This is a genomic window from Streptomyces sp. NPDC053427 (genome assembly GCF_044544985.1).
Taxonomy (GTDB): domain Bacteria; phylum Actinomycetota; class Actinomycetes; order Streptomycetales; family Streptomycetaceae; genus Streptomyces.
The window spans coordinates 386,511-403,186 of sequence record NZ_JBITYA010000001.1 but is presented as its reverse complement, the minus strand read 5'-3'; the positions used below and the strand labels follow the sequence as shown (position 1 = coordinate 403,186).

The 16,676-nt window shown below is 72.1% G+C and carries 10 protein-coding genes; 5 read left to right on the top strand and 5 right to left on the bottom strand.

The window, feature by feature from the left end:
* Positions 1-3: 3 nt before the first annotated feature.
* From ACIGWZ_RS01620 to ACIGWZ_RS01610, 3 genes are all read right to left on the bottom strand, one after another.
* The gene (locus tag ACIGWZ_RS01620) at positions 4-2,895 is read right to left on the bottom strand and encodes an AAA family ATPase (RefSeq protein ID WP_400059669.1); all 2,892 of its coding nucleotides are present in this window, start codon (positions 2,893-2,895) and stop codon (positions 4-6) included.
* A 25-nt stretch (positions 2,896-2,920) separates the two neighbouring features.
* Positions 2,921-5,821: an AAA family ATPase gene (locus ACIGWZ_RS01615; RefSeq protein WP_400059667.1), complete on the bottom strand. Its 2,901-nt coding sequence runs from the start codon at positions 5,819-5,821 to the stop codon at positions 2,921-2,923.
* Positions 5,822-6,334: 513 nt separating this feature from the next.
* Entirely contained in the window at positions 6,335-7,366 is a 1,032-nt protein-coding gene (locus ACIGWZ_RS01610; RefSeq protein WP_400059665.1) for a GDP-mannose 4,6-dehydratase, read from the bottom strand.
* 408 nt (positions 7,367-7,774) lie between these two features.
* On the opposite strand from ACIGWZ_RS01610, the gene ACIGWZ_RS01605 reads away from it, so the two are divergent.
* From ACIGWZ_RS01605 to ccrA, 3 genes are all read left to right on the top strand, one after another.
* The gene (locus ACIGWZ_RS01605; protein WP_400059663.1) at positions 7,775-9,583 is read left to right on the top strand and encodes an ABC transporter ATP-binding protein; all 1,809 of its coding nucleotides are present in this window, start codon (positions 7,775-7,777) and stop codon (positions 9,581-9,583) included.
* The gene (locus ACIGWZ_RS01600) at positions 9,561-11,369 is read left to right on the top strand and encodes an ABC transporter ATP-binding protein (RefSeq protein ID WP_400059661.1); all 1,809 of its coding nucleotides are present in this window, start codon (positions 9,561-9,563) and stop codon (positions 11,367-11,369) included. The genes ACIGWZ_RS01605 and ACIGWZ_RS01600 overlap by 23 nt, the downstream gene beginning before the upstream one ends.
* Before the next feature lie 74 nt (positions 11,370-11,443).
* Positions 11,444-12,793, top strand: coding sequence for a crotonyl-CoA carboxylase/reductase (gene ccrA / locus ACIGWZ_RS01595; RefSeq protein ID WP_400059659.1), 1,350 nt, complete (start codon positions 11,444-11,446; stop codon positions 12,791-12,793).
* On the opposite strand, the gene ACIGWZ_RS01590 is transcribed toward ccrA, so the two are convergent.
* Positions 12,777-13,694 (bottom strand): aldo/keto reductase, encoded by a 918-nt coding sequence (locus tag ACIGWZ_RS01590; RefSeq protein WP_400059657.1) that lies wholly within the window; start codon positions 13,692-13,694, stop codon positions 12,777-12,779. The two genes, ccrA and ACIGWZ_RS01590, sit on opposite strands and share 17 nt — an antisense overlap.
* Before the next feature lie 14 nt (positions 13,695-13,708).
* On the bottom strand, positions 13,709-14,650 hold the full coding sequence (locus ACIGWZ_RS01585) for an NAD-dependent epimerase/dehydratase family protein (RefSeq protein WP_400059655.1): 942 nt from the start codon (positions 14,648-14,650) through the stop codon (positions 13,709-13,711).
* Between the two features lie 70 nt (positions 14,651-14,720).
* Here ACIGWZ_RS01585 and ACIGWZ_RS01580 point away from each other — a divergent pair, with 70 nt between their 5' ends.
* Both ACIGWZ_RS01580 and ACIGWZ_RS01575 read left to right on the top strand, forming a co-directional pair.
* Positions 14,721-15,623, top strand: a complete 903-nt coding sequence (locus ACIGWZ_RS01580; protein ID WP_400059654.1) for a LysR family transcriptional regulator — start codon at positions 14,721-14,723, stop codon at positions 15,621-15,623.
* Positions 15,624-15,800: 177 nt separating this feature from the next.
* The gene (locus ACIGWZ_RS01575) at positions 15,801-16,673 is read left to right on the top strand and encodes a serine/threonine protein kinase (RefSeq protein WP_400059652.1); all 873 of its coding nucleotides are present in this window, start codon (positions 15,801-15,803) and stop codon (positions 16,671-16,673) included.
* The last annotated feature ends 3 nt before the right edge of the window (positions 16,674-16,676 follow it).

Sequence of the window (16,676 nt, the reverse complement as noted above, 5' to 3'; positions counted from 1 at the left end):
CGGTCATGTCCTTTTCGTCGGCCGGCTCCGCGCACGGAGTTCCTGGCGTGAGGTGATGCGCAGTTTCTTGTATGTGCTGCTCAGCCGCAGCTCGACGGTGCGCCGGCTGACCGAGAGCTGTTCGGCGATCTCGCGGTTGCCCAGGCCGCGGCGGGCCAGCTCGGCGGTCCGCCGCTCGGCGGGTGACAGGGCGGCCCACTCCTTGGGGAGGGTGGAGTCGTCGTCGGGCGTGGCGGTCTGTTCCAGCCGGGTGACCAGCCACCGTACGCGTTCGGACAAGCGGCTGGAGTGGTGGGTGACCGTGCGGCGGGAGAGTTCGGTCAGCAGACGAGCCGCGGTGGTGCGGTCGCCGTTGGTGGCCTCCTCCATGGCGAGTTCGGCCAGCGCCGAGGCATAGGCGAGCTGGTTGGGCTCGCGTGGGACGCGGGTGGATTCGCGCGACGACACGGCGGCCGCCGCGCGCGGGTCGAGGGATTCGGCGCTCAGTTGGGCCAGGCCCAGTGCGCTGGGGGCGCCCCAGCGGCGGGCGAGGGCGAGTTCCTCGCGGATCAGGCGCTGGGCCTGGGCCTGGTCGCCGAGGGAGACACAGGCTCTGGCGGCCAGCGAACGCCAGGGCAGCACGGCGGGGTTGTCCCACTGTCTGCGCAGCAGCCAGCGTCCGCTCTCCTTGAGCAGTTCGAGCGCCTCGGACCAGCGTTCTTCGTCGATGGCCACGCGGGCGCGGGCGTACACGAGGAAGGCCCAGTGGACGCCGCATTCGGATTCGGGCGGTGTGGGGGCGTCGTACAGGGCGCGGGCCTCGTCGCGTTGCCGGGCCTCCACGGCGATGATGGTGCGCAGGGCCATGATCTGCGGGACGGCCAAGGGGTGCCAGGCAGCGGCAGGCAGTGCCCGTTCGGCGCCGTCCGCCGCGCGTTCGGCGGCGTCCAGGCGGCCGCCGCGCAGGTGCAGTTCGGCGTGCAGGGCCAGGGCGCGGGCGAGCGTGGGGCGACTGTGGCGGCGACGCAGGTCGGCGACGATGGCCGCAAGGTGGTCCTCGGCTTCGGTGGCGGCGTCGGTGAGCCAGAGTGCTCTGGTGGCGAGCAGACGGGGCATTACGGGTTTGTCGTGGCCTGCTTCCAGGGCACGGCGGGCCAGCTCCGCGGCCCGTTCGCGGTGCCGGCCGTGGGCGACGAGCTGCCAGGCGCGGATGCCGGCCTGCGCGGGGGCGAGGGGGCGGTCGGGCAGGGCGGGGAAGCCGGGGGCGGGGACGTCGGCGGCCTCGGGCCGGGCCTGGGCGGCGTACCAGTACAGCGCGATCAGGTCCTCGCGCTCGGTGCCTCGGGCGTTGGCCAGGGCCTGGGCGGCGACGCGGCGGCCCCAGGAGGCGTCGCCCCGGGCCAGGCCCATGTCCAGGGCCCGTAGGCGCAGTTGGGCCCAGCGTTCGCCCTCGCCCGGGCTGTTGACGACGGTGGCGAGCCTGCGGTCGCTCGCTTCGGGCGCGGCCACGGCCTCGGCGCCGGCCAGGTCGAGGCTGATCTGTGCGCGCCGAACGGGGTGCTGGGGCTCGTCGAGGGCGCGGTTCAGCCAGGCTGCGGCCCGGGCGAACTCATCGCGGCGCAGGGTGGCGCCGACGCTGCCGCGCAGCGCGTGGACGGCCCAGGGCTCGCCGGTGGGGGGTGCGTGGAGGAGAACCTCGCTGCGGCGCAGGGCGGCGGCGAAGCTGCCGTACAGGGCCTGGACCGCCCAGGGCTCGCCGATGGGGGGTGCGTGGAGGAGGAAGCGGGCGATGTCCTCGTCGTCGGCGCCGGACCGGTAGGCGAGGTGGGCGGCGCGGGCGTGCAGACCGGCGCGTTCGGCGGCCGGCGTGTCCTCCAGGATGCGGGCCCTGGCGACGGGCAGGCGGATGCGTTCGTGGGGGCCGTCGGGGATGGTGAAGCCTGCCGTTTCCAGCGCCGCGCGCAGCCGGGATTCGCGTACGGTGCGCAGCCCGGCCAGGGAGCAGATCAGGGTGAAGTCCAGCAGGTCGCCGCCGACGGCCAGCGCCCGCAGGACGGCGGTGGCCTCGTCGGTCAGGCCCCGCAGGGCGCGCCCGGCGCGGTCGCCGATGATGCCGGTGATCAGGGTGCGCAGCTGCGGGACGAGGTCGGCGGTGGGGCGGTGGCCGGCGTCGGCCAGGCAGTGCAGTGCCGCGTGCAGTACGGCGGGGCTGCCGTGGGACGCCTCGGTGGCCGCGACGGCGAACGGCTCGTCGCAGGGGATGCCGAAGAGCGCTTCAGCGAGGGCGGCGACGGCGCGGGGGCTCAGTCCGCGGGCGGTGAGGTGGCGGGTCAGCCGTGCGGAGGGGGCGGTGTCGGCCAGCCAGTAGGGGCCGTGCGCGTCCACGCCGGTGTGGCCGACGAGCAGGGCGAGGGGGACGCCCGCGGACAGGCGGCGCACCATGGCCTGCAGCCAGTGCAGGGAGGCCGGGTCCAGCCACTGCGCGTCCTCCACCGTCACGAGGGTGGGGGTGCGGCGGGTGGTGTGCAGGAGTTCGAGGAGGCCCGGCAGGCCGGCCGGCTCGCGGTGCTCGCGCAGCACCCGGAGCGGGCGTTCGGTCGCCTCGCCCAGCTGGGTGAGGAGTTGGATGACGGCTCCGTGTCGCAGGTCGTGTTCGGTCAGGGAGCCGCTGACCCGCAGGACGCGTACCGAGCGCTCCTCGGCGAGCCGGGCGGTCCAGCGGAGCAGGGCGTTGTGGCCGAAGCCGGGGCGGCCGGTCACCGAGACGACGGCGGGGTGGCCGTCGCCGAGCGCGGCCACCACCTCCGTCAGCTCTGCCTGCTCCCGCTCGCGTTCGAGCAGGGGCGGGTCGGTGCGTCGATGCCCCGCCGCCCAGATGAACCCAGCGTATGGCTGTTCGTCGTTCGGCCCCGCCACAGATACCACCCCGGTCCGCTCGCCCTCAGCCCTGTCCGCCCGGCCGCGGTGCCGACCGTGGCGCCCGGGCTCCGCGGACGCCCGAGTGGCGGAGGACCTCGGCGAGCTGAGCACGCTCGGCGATGCCCAACTTGCGGTACACGCTGGTCAGATGCATCTCGACGGTGCGTACGGTGACGTACAGCGACTGCGCGATGGCGCGGTTGCCGGCGCCGCCGGCGGCGAGACTGGCGACCTTGCGTTCCATGCTGGTGAGCAGGTCCAGGGGCGAGGCGGTCATCTTCCGCATGCGGCCGCCCGCGGCCACCAGGGCGGCGCGGGCATCCTGGCCCAGTGCGAGGGCGCCGCAGCGCTGGGCGAGGCCGGCCGCGGCACGCAGATGCTCGCGCGCGGCGGGTCGGTCGCCGTTGGCCAACAGGACCTTGCCCAGGACGAGTTCGGCGCGGGCGTGTTCGACGCGGGCCGGTGAGGCGGACAGTTCGCGCACCGCCTCGCCCAGCAGTTCCACGCCGTCCGCGCCCGGGGTGGCCACGCCGCGGGCCAGGGCGGCCAGGCCGAGGACGCGCGGGGTGCCCCACTGCCGTGCCAGCCGGGTGCCGTGCGCGGCCGGCTCCTGGGCCTCCTCCGCACGGCCCAGTTCCGCGAGGACGCAGGCCGCCTCCACCCACCAGGGCAGGTATGCCGCATGGCGCACTTCGGCCTCCTCCAGTGATCTGCCGCACTCGCGGAACAGTCCCAGTGCGCCCTCCGCGTCCCCCAAGGCGTGGCGGGCACGGCCGTGGGCCATCAGGTAGCGGTGGTAGGTCCACACGGACTGCTCGCGCCAGGTGGGCTCGGTGCTGGTCAGCAGCCTCTCGGCGGACGCGGCCTCACCGCGGTCCACCAGGATGCCCGCCAGGGCCAGGCGCGGCAGGACCATGCTCTCGGCCCAGCGTTCCGCGCCACTGATGTCGACCGCCGTTCTGGCATCCGCGAGCGCGTCCGGGAGAGCGCCCAGGCCGTGCCGGAGCACGGCGCGGGTGGACAGGGCCAGGGCATAGGTCCATACGGCGGAGTTCTCCCGGCCGTGGCACAGGACGCGGTCCAGCGCGCGGAGCGCGTCCTCGGTGCGGTCGGCGAGGCTGAGGACCAGGGCGGAGTTGATCAGGGACAGGCTCTTCAGGGGCAGCTGGGGGCAGGAGCTGGCGCGCAGGGCGCGTTTCACGGCCGGTTCGGGGGGCTGTCCGTCGAGCGCCGTCAGTACGGCCATGGCCGCCAGCTTCTGGCACTGGGCGGGGGTGTCGCCCTCGGGCAGGGTCATCGCCGCGGCCCGCTTCCGCGTCGCGGCGAACGTGCTGCGGCCGTGCGAGCCGACGATCAGGAGCACCGACTCGACATGCGTGCGCAGTTCCCGGTCGGCGGGCTGGGGGTCGGGGCCGAGTTCGGCATCGAGCGCGTCCAGGACGTCTTCGAGGATGCCCAGGGCGACGGAGATCTCGCGCGCGGCCAGGCCGGTCGTGCCGAACTGCGCGGCGATCCGCGCCCGGGTGCGTACGTCGACACTCGGCCCCAGCGCTTCGCGGAGCAGGCCGATGGCCTCGGGCGGGTCGGTCTCGGCCAGTGTTCTGGCCAGCCGGACGCGGACCTCCACGCTGTCGGGGTCCGCTTCCAACACCCGGTAGAGGTAGCGGGCCGCGGTTTCCGGGGCGCCGCGCTGCTCGGCGCAGGCCGCGGCTTCCAGCAGGACGCCGGCCATCCATGGTTCGGGGGCCGAGGGCAGTTGCAGGAGGTGGTGGGCGACCTCTTCGGCGGGTCGGCCCGCGTCGCTCAGGAGCAGGGCCGCCCGTGTGCGCAGGCCCGACAGCACTTGGGCGTCCAGGGGCGTCAGCACCGCGGCGCGCACCGCGTCGTCCGCCAGGTGCCTGCCGCCGGGCGCCAGCAGTCCGGCCTCGCGCAGCACCGTCAGCGCGTCCTCGACGACATCGGCGGGGACGGCGGCCAGGGCGCCGACGTGGTCGGTCCCCCGCTCGCCGAGGACCGCCACGGCCCGTGCGACCTGCTCGACCCAGGGTGGCCGGCGGTCCAGGAGTTCGCGTGCCCAGCGCGCCAGGACGCGGCCGCCGGTCTCGGCGATCCGGTCGGCACTGCCCACGCCGGAACCGGCGCCCTCGGCCCGCAGTTCGCGCAGCAGCCGGTCCAGCAGGCGGGGGTTGCCGCCGGTCGCGGCCCGAGCGCGGGTGACGAAGACGGGGGCGGCGGGTGCCGGGAAGAACCCGCGTGCGATCTCCGCGACATCCGCCTCGGTCAGCGGTCGCAGGCGCAGCGTCGTCGTGCGGCGCTGGGCGGCCAGGTCCGTCAGGGCGTGGTGGGCCGGAACGCGGCGGGTGAGGGCGGCGGCCTCGGTCTGCCGGGTGAGGACGACGAGCAGGGGGAGGTCGTCGGACCGGCGCAGCAGGAAGTCCAGCCAGCGCAGGGAGATTTCGTCGCAGTGATGGATGTCGTCCAGGGCCAGGACGAGCGGGCGGCGGCTCAGCATGTCCACCGCGAAGCGGTGCAGGCCGTGGAAGGTGTGCTGGACGGCGGGGGCGTGCGGCGGCTCACCCGCCGGCGCGCCGGGGGTGAGGGCGGGCAGGGCGTAGCGGGTGGCTCCGTCGAGTGGGGCGCCCGGTGCGATCGGGCCGAGCAGGGCGCGTATCCCGGCGAAGGATTCGCTCGACGCGCCCTCCTCGCAGGTGCCCTGCAGAACCGTCGCGTGACGGCAGCCGTCCCCCATGAGGAAGGCGTGCAGGAGGGCGGACTTGCCGCTTCCGGTCGGGCCGGTCACGACCGCCGAGCAGGCGCGCCCGGAACGCGCCTGTCGAGCAAAGCGGTTGAGCTCGCCTACCACATCGCCTCGGCCGACCAAGGCGCTGCCTAAGTCAGAATCTGCGCTCCGGCTCCGCACCATAGGACTCCTCGCACCTCGGAGACACAACGGATGTGACGGGGCGTCACCACATCGCACTGTAAATCACCCTAAAGGGTGATGTCCGACGTGCGTCAGCGTACATGATCTAGGTAATCCGTGGCCAGCAACGCTCCTCGTCGCGCGGACTCCACGTCCGCGGGTGGGTGTTCAACCGTGCCACCACTGCGGTGGAGCCCGCGGGGCCACCCGCACCTAACCGGCCACGGCCGCGAGGTCACGGCCCGGCGCCTTCCGCGGCGGTCGTCGTCATGGCGCTGCGTCCTCCTCCTGGCGAGGGTGCCGGACCGGTCCGCCGGGGTACGGCGGCCGGTCGCCGGCTGTGTGGTGCACACCCGTGGGTTCCGTGGTGCACACACCCATTCCACAGGGAGGACTACGCGAAATCCCGTAGTGTTCCCGGCTCCGCGTGGCGGCGCGGTCGCCGTGCCGAAGCGGTGCGGGATACGCCCGGGCACACATCGCATGCCGAGGTATCCCGTGGCCCCGGGCGGACTACCAGCTGCCGGCCAGCAGCAGGTCCCCGTACTCCCGCTCGCGGGACGCCTGGCGCAGATCGGAGTCGACCATCATGCACATCAGCTCGGGGAAGTCGACGGTGGGCTCCCAGCCCAGCTGGGTGCGGGCGCGCTCGGCGTCCGCGCACAGGATCTCCACCTCGGCCGGGCGCACCAGCGAGGGGTCGATGCTGACGTAGTCCTCCCAGTTCAGGTTCACATGCTCGAAGGCGATGCGGACGGCGTCGCGGACCGAGTGCATCTGGCCGGTGCCGATCACGTAGTCGCCCGGCTCGTCCTGCTGCAGCATCAGATGCATGGCGCGAACGTAGTCTCCGGCGAAGCCCCAGTCGCGCACGGCGTCGAGGTTGCCCAGGGACATCTTGTCCTGATAGCCGAGCTTGATGCGGGCCACCGCGAGGGAGATCTTCCGGGTGACGAACTCCGCTCCGCGGCGCGGGGATTCGTGGTTGAACAGCATGCCGGAGACCGCGTACATGCCGAAGGACTCACGGTAGTTCCGGGTGATGAAGTGCCCGTAGGTCTTCGCCACACCGTAGGGGCTGCGCGGCCGGAAGATGGTGGTCTCGCACTGCGGGGTCTCGGCGACCTTGCCGAACATCTCCGACGAGGACGCCTGGTAGAAGCGGATCTGGCCACCGTCACCGTTCCGCGAGCCGTTCAGGCCGCTGACCATGCGGATCGCCTCGAGCATGCGCAGCACGCCCATGCCGTTGATCTCGGTGACGAGTTCGGCCTGCTGCCAGGACATCGGCACGAAGGAGATCGCACCGAGGTTGTAGATCTCGTCGGGCTGCACCTTGTCGACGGCCGAAACCAGGCTGGCCTGGTCCATCAAGTCGCCGTCGACGAAGGACAGATCGGAGACGAGCCGGCTGACCCGTGACTTCCGGGGATTCGCCTGCCCCCGCATCAGGCCCCACACCTGGTACCCCTGCGCGAGCAGGTGCTCGGCCAGATAGGAGCCGTCCTGCCCGGTGATTCCGGTGATCAGCGCACGCTTGGACATCTCATTCCTTTCCTCCGCACAGAACAGACCGCCCAAACGCAGAGCCGAGTCTGCTACTTGAACTTTGGCTAATTGGCCACTTGGCCTCGAATGGCATCGATCGGCGTCTATTGGCGTCGAAAACGCCGCGGTCCGGACGCCGGGTAAGCGCACGCTTCCAAGCGGCCGGTCGTGGTGTCAAGAAATTCCGGGAACACTACGGAATTCCGGAGTCCCCGCCACCTTGAGTTCGCGGTCCGTTCCAGAGGCGTCGCCGCATCCCGTGCGGCCCGCGGCACCCGCCACCGGGACACTACGGATTTTCCGGTCCGCGGTGCGCTGCACTGTCCGGGTGTGCCCCGTCCAGGCCCGGTGGGCGCCTCATCCGCGCCACCGACCGGACCTGCCCGTCTCCTGGAGCGTCGCCCGGTGCTGCTCAGACTGCTACGAACCCATGTGCGTCCCCATCGGCGCTTCGTCGTCCTGCTGGTACTGCTGCAACTGGCCCAGATCCTGGCGACCTTGGCCCTGCCGACGCTGGGCGCCGCGGTCATCGACAACGGCGTGGTCAAGGCCGACAGCGGCTACATCACTCGGACCGGACTGGGCATGCTGGCCGTCGCGCTCGTACAGGTCGCGGCGTCCGTGGGCGCGGTGTCGCTGAGCGCACGTACGGCCATGGTGATCGGCCGCGACCTGCGCTCGGCCGTCTTCCGCCGGGTGCTGGACTTCTCGGCCCGCGAGGTCGGGCAGTTCGGCACTCCGTCGCTGATGACGCGTACCGTCAACGATGTCCAGCAGGTACAGATGCTGGCGCTGTCCGCGTTCGGCGTCATCGTGTCGGCGCCCCTGATGTGTCTGGGCAGCATCGCGCTCGCACTCCAGCAGGACATTCCGCTCTCGCTGCTTCTGGTGGCACTGATGGTGGCCCTCGGAATGTCATTCGGCCTCATTCTCGGGCGCACCGATCCGTTCTACGACCGTATGCAGAAATACCTCGACCGCATCAACGGCCTGCTGCGCGAACGCATCACGGGAGTCCGCGTCGTACGGGCTTTTGTGCGCGACGGCCACGAAGGCGCGCGATTCGGCCGAACCAATTCCGAATTGTGTGACATCTCGTTGCGCGTCGGCCGGCTGCTGGCCACCATCGTCCCCGTCGTACTGCTGGTCCTGAACGCCTTCATGGCGGCTGTGGTGTGGTTCGGCGCGCACCGCATCGATGCCGGCGCGATGCGGTTCGGTGCGCTCAGCGCGTTTCTGAGCTATCTGACGCTGATCATGATGTCGGTGGTGATGGTGACCTTCGTGTGTCTGGCGATGCCACGGGCGAGGGTCTCGGCCGAGCGCATCCAGCAGGTGCTGGCGACCGAGCCGAGCGTGACGACACCGCCGCGGCCCGTCCGCGCCGTGCCCGCGACCGGCCGACTGACCCTGCGCGGCGCCGGGTTCAGGTATCCGGGCGCGCAGGAGCCGGTGCTGAGCGGGATCGATCTGAGCGCCGGCCCCGGCGAGACGGTGGCGATCCTCGGCAGCACCGGCAGCGGCAAGACCACCCTGCTCAACCTCGTGCTGCGGCACTTCGACGCCACCGAGGGCTGCGTCTACGTGGGCGGCGTCGACGTACGCACACTGGACACGGAGGTGCTGCGCCGAACCGTCGGCTTCGTCCCGCAGCGGGCGTACCTCTTCTCCGGCACCGTCGCCGACAATCTGCGCTTCGGTAATCCCGACGCCACCGACGACGAGCTCCGGCACGCGCTGGAGATCGCGCAGGCCCGGGATTTCGTCGAGCGCCTGCCGCAGGGGCTGAACGCGCCGATCACGCAGGGCGGCACCAATGTGTCCGGCGGGCAGCGGCAGCGCCTGGCCATCGCCCGCACCCTGCTGCGCAGGCCCGACATCTATCTCTTCGACGACTGCTTCTCCGCGCTGGACCACGCCACGGACGCCGCGCTGCGGGCCGCCCTGGAACCGGAGATCTCCGGGGCGACGGTGCTCACCGTCGCCCAGCGCGTCAGCACCGTCCAGCACGCACAGCGCATCGTGGTCCTGGACGCGGGCCGGGTGGTCGCCACCGGAACGCACGAGGAACTGCTGCGCACCAGTACGACGTACCGGGACATTGCCCGGTCCCAACTCACCTCGCTCACCGGCCACTACGGCGGCCCCGGCCCGGACGCCGGAATCGCCACGACCCCTCAGGAGGCCGTCCATGGTCCCGGCGGACAGCTCTAGCCGCGGGCGGCGCGGCCCCGCCCGCCGCACGCTGGCACTGCTGCGACCGCACCGCGCCCTGGTCACCGTGGCGGTCGTCCTCGGCATCGGCGGCGTCGCGCTCAACGCGGCGGGCCCGATGCTCCTCGGCAAGGCCACGGACCTCGTCTTCGACGGCATCCGGCACACCCGTGGATCCGGCGGAGTCGACTTCGACGGGGTCGCCCGTGTGCTGCTGATCACGCTGGTGCTCTTCGCCGCCGCCTCCTTCCTCACCCTCCTTCAGGGGCGGCTGGTCTCGGCGGTCGTGCAGCGGGTGGTGTTCGCGCTGCGCCGGTCCGTGGAGGCCAAGCTCGCCCGTCTGCCGCTGCGGTACTTCGACCGCCACCCGGCGGGTGAGGTGCTCAGCCGGGTGACCAACGACGTCGACAACCTCCAGCAGACCCTCCAGCAGACCCTCAGCCAGCTGATCACGGCGGTGTTCTCGGTACTGAGCATGCTGGTGCTGATGCTCGTCATCTCGCCGCTACTGGCACTGATCATGGTGGCCTGCGTACCGGTGTCCGCCGTGCTCGCGGCCCGGATCAGCAAGCGCGCACAACCGCGGTTCGCCCGTCAGTGGTCCGCCACCGGAGCGCTCAACGCCCATGTCGAGGAGGTCTACACCGGTCACGCGCTGGTCAAGGGCTTCGGGCGGCGCGAGCAGGCCGAGCGCGCCTTCGACGAGCACAACGAAGCCCTCTACCGGGTCGGCGCACAAGCCCAGTTCGCCTCCGGCGCCATCGAGCCGTCGATGATGTTCATCGGCAACCTCGGCTATGTCGTCGTGGCGGTCGTCGGCGCGCTGCGCGTGGTCGCCGGGGCCCTGTCCATCGGCGACGTCCAGGCGTTCGTCCTCTACTCCCGGCAGTTCAGCCTGCCGATCGTCGAGGTCGCCGGCATCGCCGCCCGCCTGCAGTCCGCCCTCGCCTCCGCGGAGCGGATCCACGACCTCCTGGACGCGGACGAGCAGGGACCCGACCCCGACCGCCCCGCGCGACTCCACAAGGCCGCCGGAAAGGTCCGGTTCGAAAGCGTCTGCTTCCGCTACTCCCCCGACACCCCCCTCATCGAGGACCTCTCCCTCACCGTCGAACCCGGCCACACCGTGGCGGTCGTCGGTCCGACCGGCGCGGGCAAGACCACCCTGGGCAACCTCCTCATGCGTTTCTACGAGACCGACGGCGGGCGCATCCTCCTCGACGGCACCGACATCACCACCCTGACCCGCGAGGACCTGCGCTCCCACATCGGCCTGGTGCTCCAGGACGCCTGGCTCTTCTCCGGCACCATCGCCGAGAACATCGCCTACGGACGCCCGGACGCCACCCGCGAGGAGATCGTGGCCGCCGCCCGCGCCACCTGTGCCGACCGCTTCATCCGCACCCTGCCGGACGGCTACGACACCGTCCTGGACGAGGAGTCGACCAACGTCAGCGCGGGCGAGAAGCAGCTCATCACCATCGCCCGGGCCTTCCTGGCGCGGCCCTCGATCCTGCTCCTGGACGAGGCGACCAGTTCCGTCGACACCCGCACGGAGGCCCTCATCCAACGCGCGATGCACTCGCTCCGCGCGGGCCGCACCAGCTTCGTCATCGCCCACCGCCTCTCCACCATCCGCGACGCGGACCTGATCGTCGTCATGGAAGGCGGCCGCATCGTCGAGCAAGGCACCCACGACCAGCTCCTGGCCGCCGCGGGGGCCTACGCCCGTCTGCACTCGGCCGTGGAGCCCGGTGCCGGGCTGGAGGGTGCCTCACCACGTTGAACCGGCGCCGCACCGACACCACCCCGTAGCGCCCCATACGCCCCGACGAATCGCCCGACAGGAGCCGATCCACCATGTCCGACAGCCATGCCCTGAGCGAGCTGCGCGCCGCGATCAGCGCGCCCGACCGCACACCCGAGGACATCGCCTCGCTTCCCCTGCCCGAGTCCTTCCGGGCCGTGACCGTCCACAAAGAGGACACCGAGATGTTCCGCGGCATGACCGGCGCGGACAAGGATCCGCGCAAGTCGTTGCGCGTCGACGAGGTGCCGATGCCCGAACTGGGCCCCGGCGAGGCGCTGGTCGCGGTGATGGCCAGCTCGGTCAACTACAACACCGTATGGTCGTCCCTCTTCGAGCCGCTGCCGACCTTCGGCTTCCTGGAGCGCTACGGGCGCACCTCGCCGCTCGCCAAGCGGCACGACCTGCCGTACCACATCCTCGGCTCCGACCTGGCCGGCGTGGTGCTGCGCACCGGCCCGGGGGTGAACGTCTGGAAGCCCGGCGACGAGGTCGTGGCGCACTGCCTGTCGGTGGAGCTGGAGAGCCCGGACGGACACGACGACACCATGCTCGACCCGGCCCAGCGGATCTGGGGCTTCGAGACCAACTTCGGCGGCCTGGCCGAGATAGCCCTGGTCAAGGCCAACCAGCTCATGCCCAAGGCCGCCCACCTCACCTGGGAGGAGGCCGCCGCGCCGGGTCTGGTCAACTCCACCGCCTACCGTCAGCTGGTCTCCCGCAACGGCGCCGGCATGAAGCAGGGCGACAACGTCCTGATCTGGGGCGCCAGCGGCGGCCTGGGCTCGTACGCCACCCAGCTCGCCCTCGCCGGCGGTGCCAACCCCGTCTGCATGGTGTCCAGTCAGCGCAAGGCCGAGGTGTGCCGGGCCATGGGAGCGGAGGCGATCATCGACCGCTCGGCCGAGGACTACCGCTTCTGGACCGACGAGCACACCCAGAACCCGCGGGAGTGGAAGCGGCTCGGCGCCCGCATCCGGGAGTTGACCGGCGGCGAGGACGTGGACATCGTCTTCGAGCACCCCGGCCGGGAGACCTTCGGGGCGTCCGTCTACGTCACCCGCAGGGGAGGCACCATCGTCACCTGCGCCTCCACCTCCGGCTACCACCACGAGTTCGACAACCGCTACCTGTGGATGCACCTCAAGCGCATCGTCGGCACCCACTTCGCCAACTACCGCGAGGCCTGGGAGGCGAACCGCCTCGTCGTCAAGGGCAAAATCCACCCCACCCTCTCCTGCACCTACCCGCTGGCCGACACCGCGCTCGCCGTCCACGACGTGCACCGGAACGTCCACCAGGGCAAGGTCGGCGTGCTGTGCCTGGCCCCGACCGAGGGTCTGGGCGTACGTGACGAGGACATGCGCGCGAAGCACCTCGACGCGATCAACCGGTTCCGCTGACCACTCCGTCGGCCGGGTGCCCTGCTCGGGCCTCGTCCAGCCGTGTCAGCTCCGCCGCGCTCAGCACGAGCGTCGCGGCCCGGGCCGAGTCCTGGACGGAAGCCGGGCGGCTGGCCCCCGGCACCGGGATCACCGCCGGGGAACGGGCCAGCAGCCAGGCCAGGGCGATCCGTTGCGGGCCGACACCGCGCTCCGCCGCGATCCGGTGGAAGGCGGTATCCGCCGCGGTCGAACCGGAAGGACCGTCGAGGGAACTGCGGGAGATCCCGCCCAGCGGGCTCCAGGGCAGGAACGCCAGGCCCAGCCGGGTGCTCAGCTCCAGCTCGGGCTCGCTGTCGCGCACGGCGGGCGAGTACTGGTTCTGGACCGAGACGAGCCCGCCGCCGAGGATCTCGTGCGCCTGGCGGATCTGACCGGTGGTCACGTTCGAGATCCCGGCGGCGCGGATCACTCCGGCATCGAGCAGCTCGCGCAGGGCGCCGACGGACTCCGCCCAGGGCACGGCCGGATCCGGCTTGTGCAGCTGATAGACGCCGATCGCGTCGACGCCCAGTCGCTTGACCGAGGCCTCGGCGGCCCGCTTGAGGTGGGCGGGGGTGGCGTTGACGGTCCAGCTGCCGTCGCCGGGCCGGCCGCGGCCGCCCTTGGTGGCGATCAGGACGCCGGAGGTGTCGCCGCCGTAGCGGGCCAGGGCGCGGGCGATGAGGAGCTCGTTGTGCCCGGCCTCGCCGGCGTGCCAGTGGTAGCTGTCGGCGGTGTCGATGAGCGTGACGCCGGCATCGAGGGCGGCGTGCACGGTGGCGATGGCCCGCGCCTCGTCCGGGCGGTGCTCGATGGACAGCGGCATGGCGCCCAGGCCGATGGCGCTGACGACGGTGTCTCCGATGGAGCGGTACTGCATGGTGGCTGTGTTCCTCAGGTGGTGGGGGCGGCGGACAGGGCGAGGGCTTCGGCGACGGCGCCGGGCAGCCAGTCGGCCGTGCGGGAGAAGGCGAAGCCCAGCTCCTTCGCGCGGGCATTGCTCATGGGGTAGTGGCGGTCGAAGGAGAACGGTGAGGCCGTCCCGCCCGCCGCGGCCGTCCGGTGGACGGGCGCCCGGCCGGCCTGCGCGGCGACCGTCGCGACCAGGTCGCGCACGTCGAGCAGGCCGTCGGAGCAGGCGTTGACCGGACCGGTGAAGTCGCTGGTGGTGGCCGCCCACAGCAGCACGTCCGCCAGCTCCTCGTAGTGGATGAACACCGTGGGCAGCGCCTTCGCGTGGACAGTGATCTCTTCGCCCCGGGCGATGCGCTCGGCGTAGTGCGCCAGTCGGCCGGTGAATTCCTGTGCACCGCCGCCCAGTACGTGTGCGCTGCGCACGGAGGCGAATGCGAAGCCGTCGGCGCGGGCGAAGACGGCTTCCGCCTGGCGCTTGCCTTCGGCGTAGTGCGCCTCCAGGTAGGCCTCGTCGTGCCAGGGCAGGTCCATGGCCACCAGCCAGGCGGCCGGGTCCACGTGCTCCTCCGGCACCGAAGTGCCCGCGGGCACAGCCGGCAGCGCGGCGGTCGCCGGGTCGTAGACCTCGATCGTGGAGGTCATGACGTAGCGCCGGGTGCGGCCGGCGAAGACGCGGGCGGCCGTCGCGGCCTGCACGGGGGTGTAGCAGACCTGATCGATCACCACGTCGAAGGTGCGGGTGCCGAGCGCAGCGATGAGGGCGGCCTCGTCGTTGCGGTCGGCGACGAGGTGCTCGACACCGGAGGCCGGCGGGGTGGAGCCACGGTTGAGCACAGTGACCTGGTGGCCGTCCGCCTGCAGACGTCCGACCAGGACCTTGCCGAAGTACCGGCTTCCGCCGATGACGCAGATCTTTTGCATGCCGCCATCCTCGACACCTACCGTCATCAGCAGAAGTAGTCACTTACTGAAAACGTATTAAGGAATACTGTTGATCGATGTGCAGCGGCTCCGCGTCCTGCGGGCGGTGGCGGAGCACGGCAGCTTCAACAAGGCGGCTGCGGCTCTCCGTCTCACCCCCTCTGCCGTCTCCCAGCAGGTGGCGGCGTTGGAACGCAGCCTCGGCGCCCAGGTCGTGGCGCGCAGCACGCGCGGGGTCACGCTCACTCAGGCCGGCCGGATCATGGTCGGGGCCGCCGAGTCCGTCGCCGCCGAGCTCGAACTTGCACAACAGCAGGTCGACCGGCTCAGCACGGGCCGCGTACAGCTCACCGTCGCCACCTTCACCAGCGGCGGCAGGCACCTGCTGCCCGGCGCTCTCCCCCGGCTCATGGCAGCCCACCCCCACACCGTGCTCCACGTCAGGGAGGGTGAACCCGAGAGCACCTTGCCCCTTGTTCGCCAAGGCGCCGTCGACCTCGCACTCGCCTACCACTTCGACGGCCCGCTGCCCGTCGGGCCGGGCCCCGGCTCCGGCCTGCGGTGGACCGCACTCCTGGAAGATCCGCTGCACGTCGTCATGCCGGAGGGGCATCGACTCGCCGGCCGCGCGTCGCTCGACATCGCCGAGCTGGCAGCCGAGCCCTGGGTGCTCGGCTGCCTCAAGACCGAGGCGTACCTGCGGCGTTATGCCGAGCGCGCGGGCTTCGAACCGGAAGTGCGCGGCACCACCACCGACTACTTCTTCGCCCGCTCGCTCGTCGCCGCGGGAATGGGCATCTCCCTGATCCCTTCCATCGCGCTCGTCCCGACGGTGCCGGGTCTGCGCACCGTCCCGGTCCGGCCACCGGCTCCGACCCGGCACATCGGCGTTGCCACGATCGGCCGCCGTCGCGACCGCCCGCACGTCACGACATTCATCCAGGCCCTCCGTGAGCAGGCGGCGCAGCACTGAGCTCCCGCCCGCCTCGGTTGGCGAGCGCTTGTTTCTCCTGGCGGGCAGTTGTTTCTCCGGGGTGGGCCGACGGGGGCCCGCCGGTGTCCGTCGGCCTGGATCCGGGCCCCTTCCACCCCGCATGTACCTCGCGTATAGGCTCACGTCCGTAACGAGCCTGACGGGGGAGTTGGCCAAGTGGAGAGGCTGCGGCAGGACGATCCTGCGCGGATCGGCGATTTTGTGACGTTGGCCCGTCTCGACGCGGACGGCAGCCGGAGCGTTCCCGAACGCCGCTATCTGGCCCGTAGCGCCGACGGCGGGTACACCGCGCTGGTGTGCCTGCCGCCGCCCGGTGGTGATCCGGCACGGTGGGCGGCCGAGGCGCAGCAGGCGGCCCGGCTGACGCAGCCCGGGTTCTGGCCGATCGTGCAGCTCGGGGGGACGCCGGCCTTCCCCTGGTACATCTCGCCCTACCGGCCCGCGCTGCCGCTGCCCGCCGTCCTGGCCGCGCACGGCGGCCCGCTGCCGGAACCGCTGGTCCGCACGCTCGGCGGCACGCTGGCCGAAGCCCTGGCCTCGGCCCACGTCCTGGGCATCGTGCACGGCGGTATCTGCCCGGCGGCCGTGCTGCTGACCGCCTGCGGGCCGCTGCTGGGCTGCTTCGGCGCGGCCCGCGCGAACCCGGCGGTCGGCGGCTCCGCCGCACCGGCAGCAGGGTTGGACTCCGGCTGCCTCGCCCCCGAACTCACGGCGGGCCGCCCGCTGGACCGTGCCGCGGACGTCTACGCCCTGGGTGCCGTGCTGGCGTACGCGGCGACCGGGAACACCGTGCCCGAGCTGCAGGAGATACCCGCCGGCCTGCGGGACCTCATCGCGGCGTGCCGCTCGCGCGACCCGCAGGGCCGGCCCGACCCGGCACGGGTGCTCGCGGAGTTGCTGCCGGGCGCGGCGTACGGCGCACTGACCGGCTCCACGGAGCGGGTGTCGCTGCCCGGCCGGGTCGTCGAGGCGTTGTCCCGTCAGTCGGCGGAGGTCCTCGCCGTCGCACTCCCCACCCAAGGGCGCTGAAGC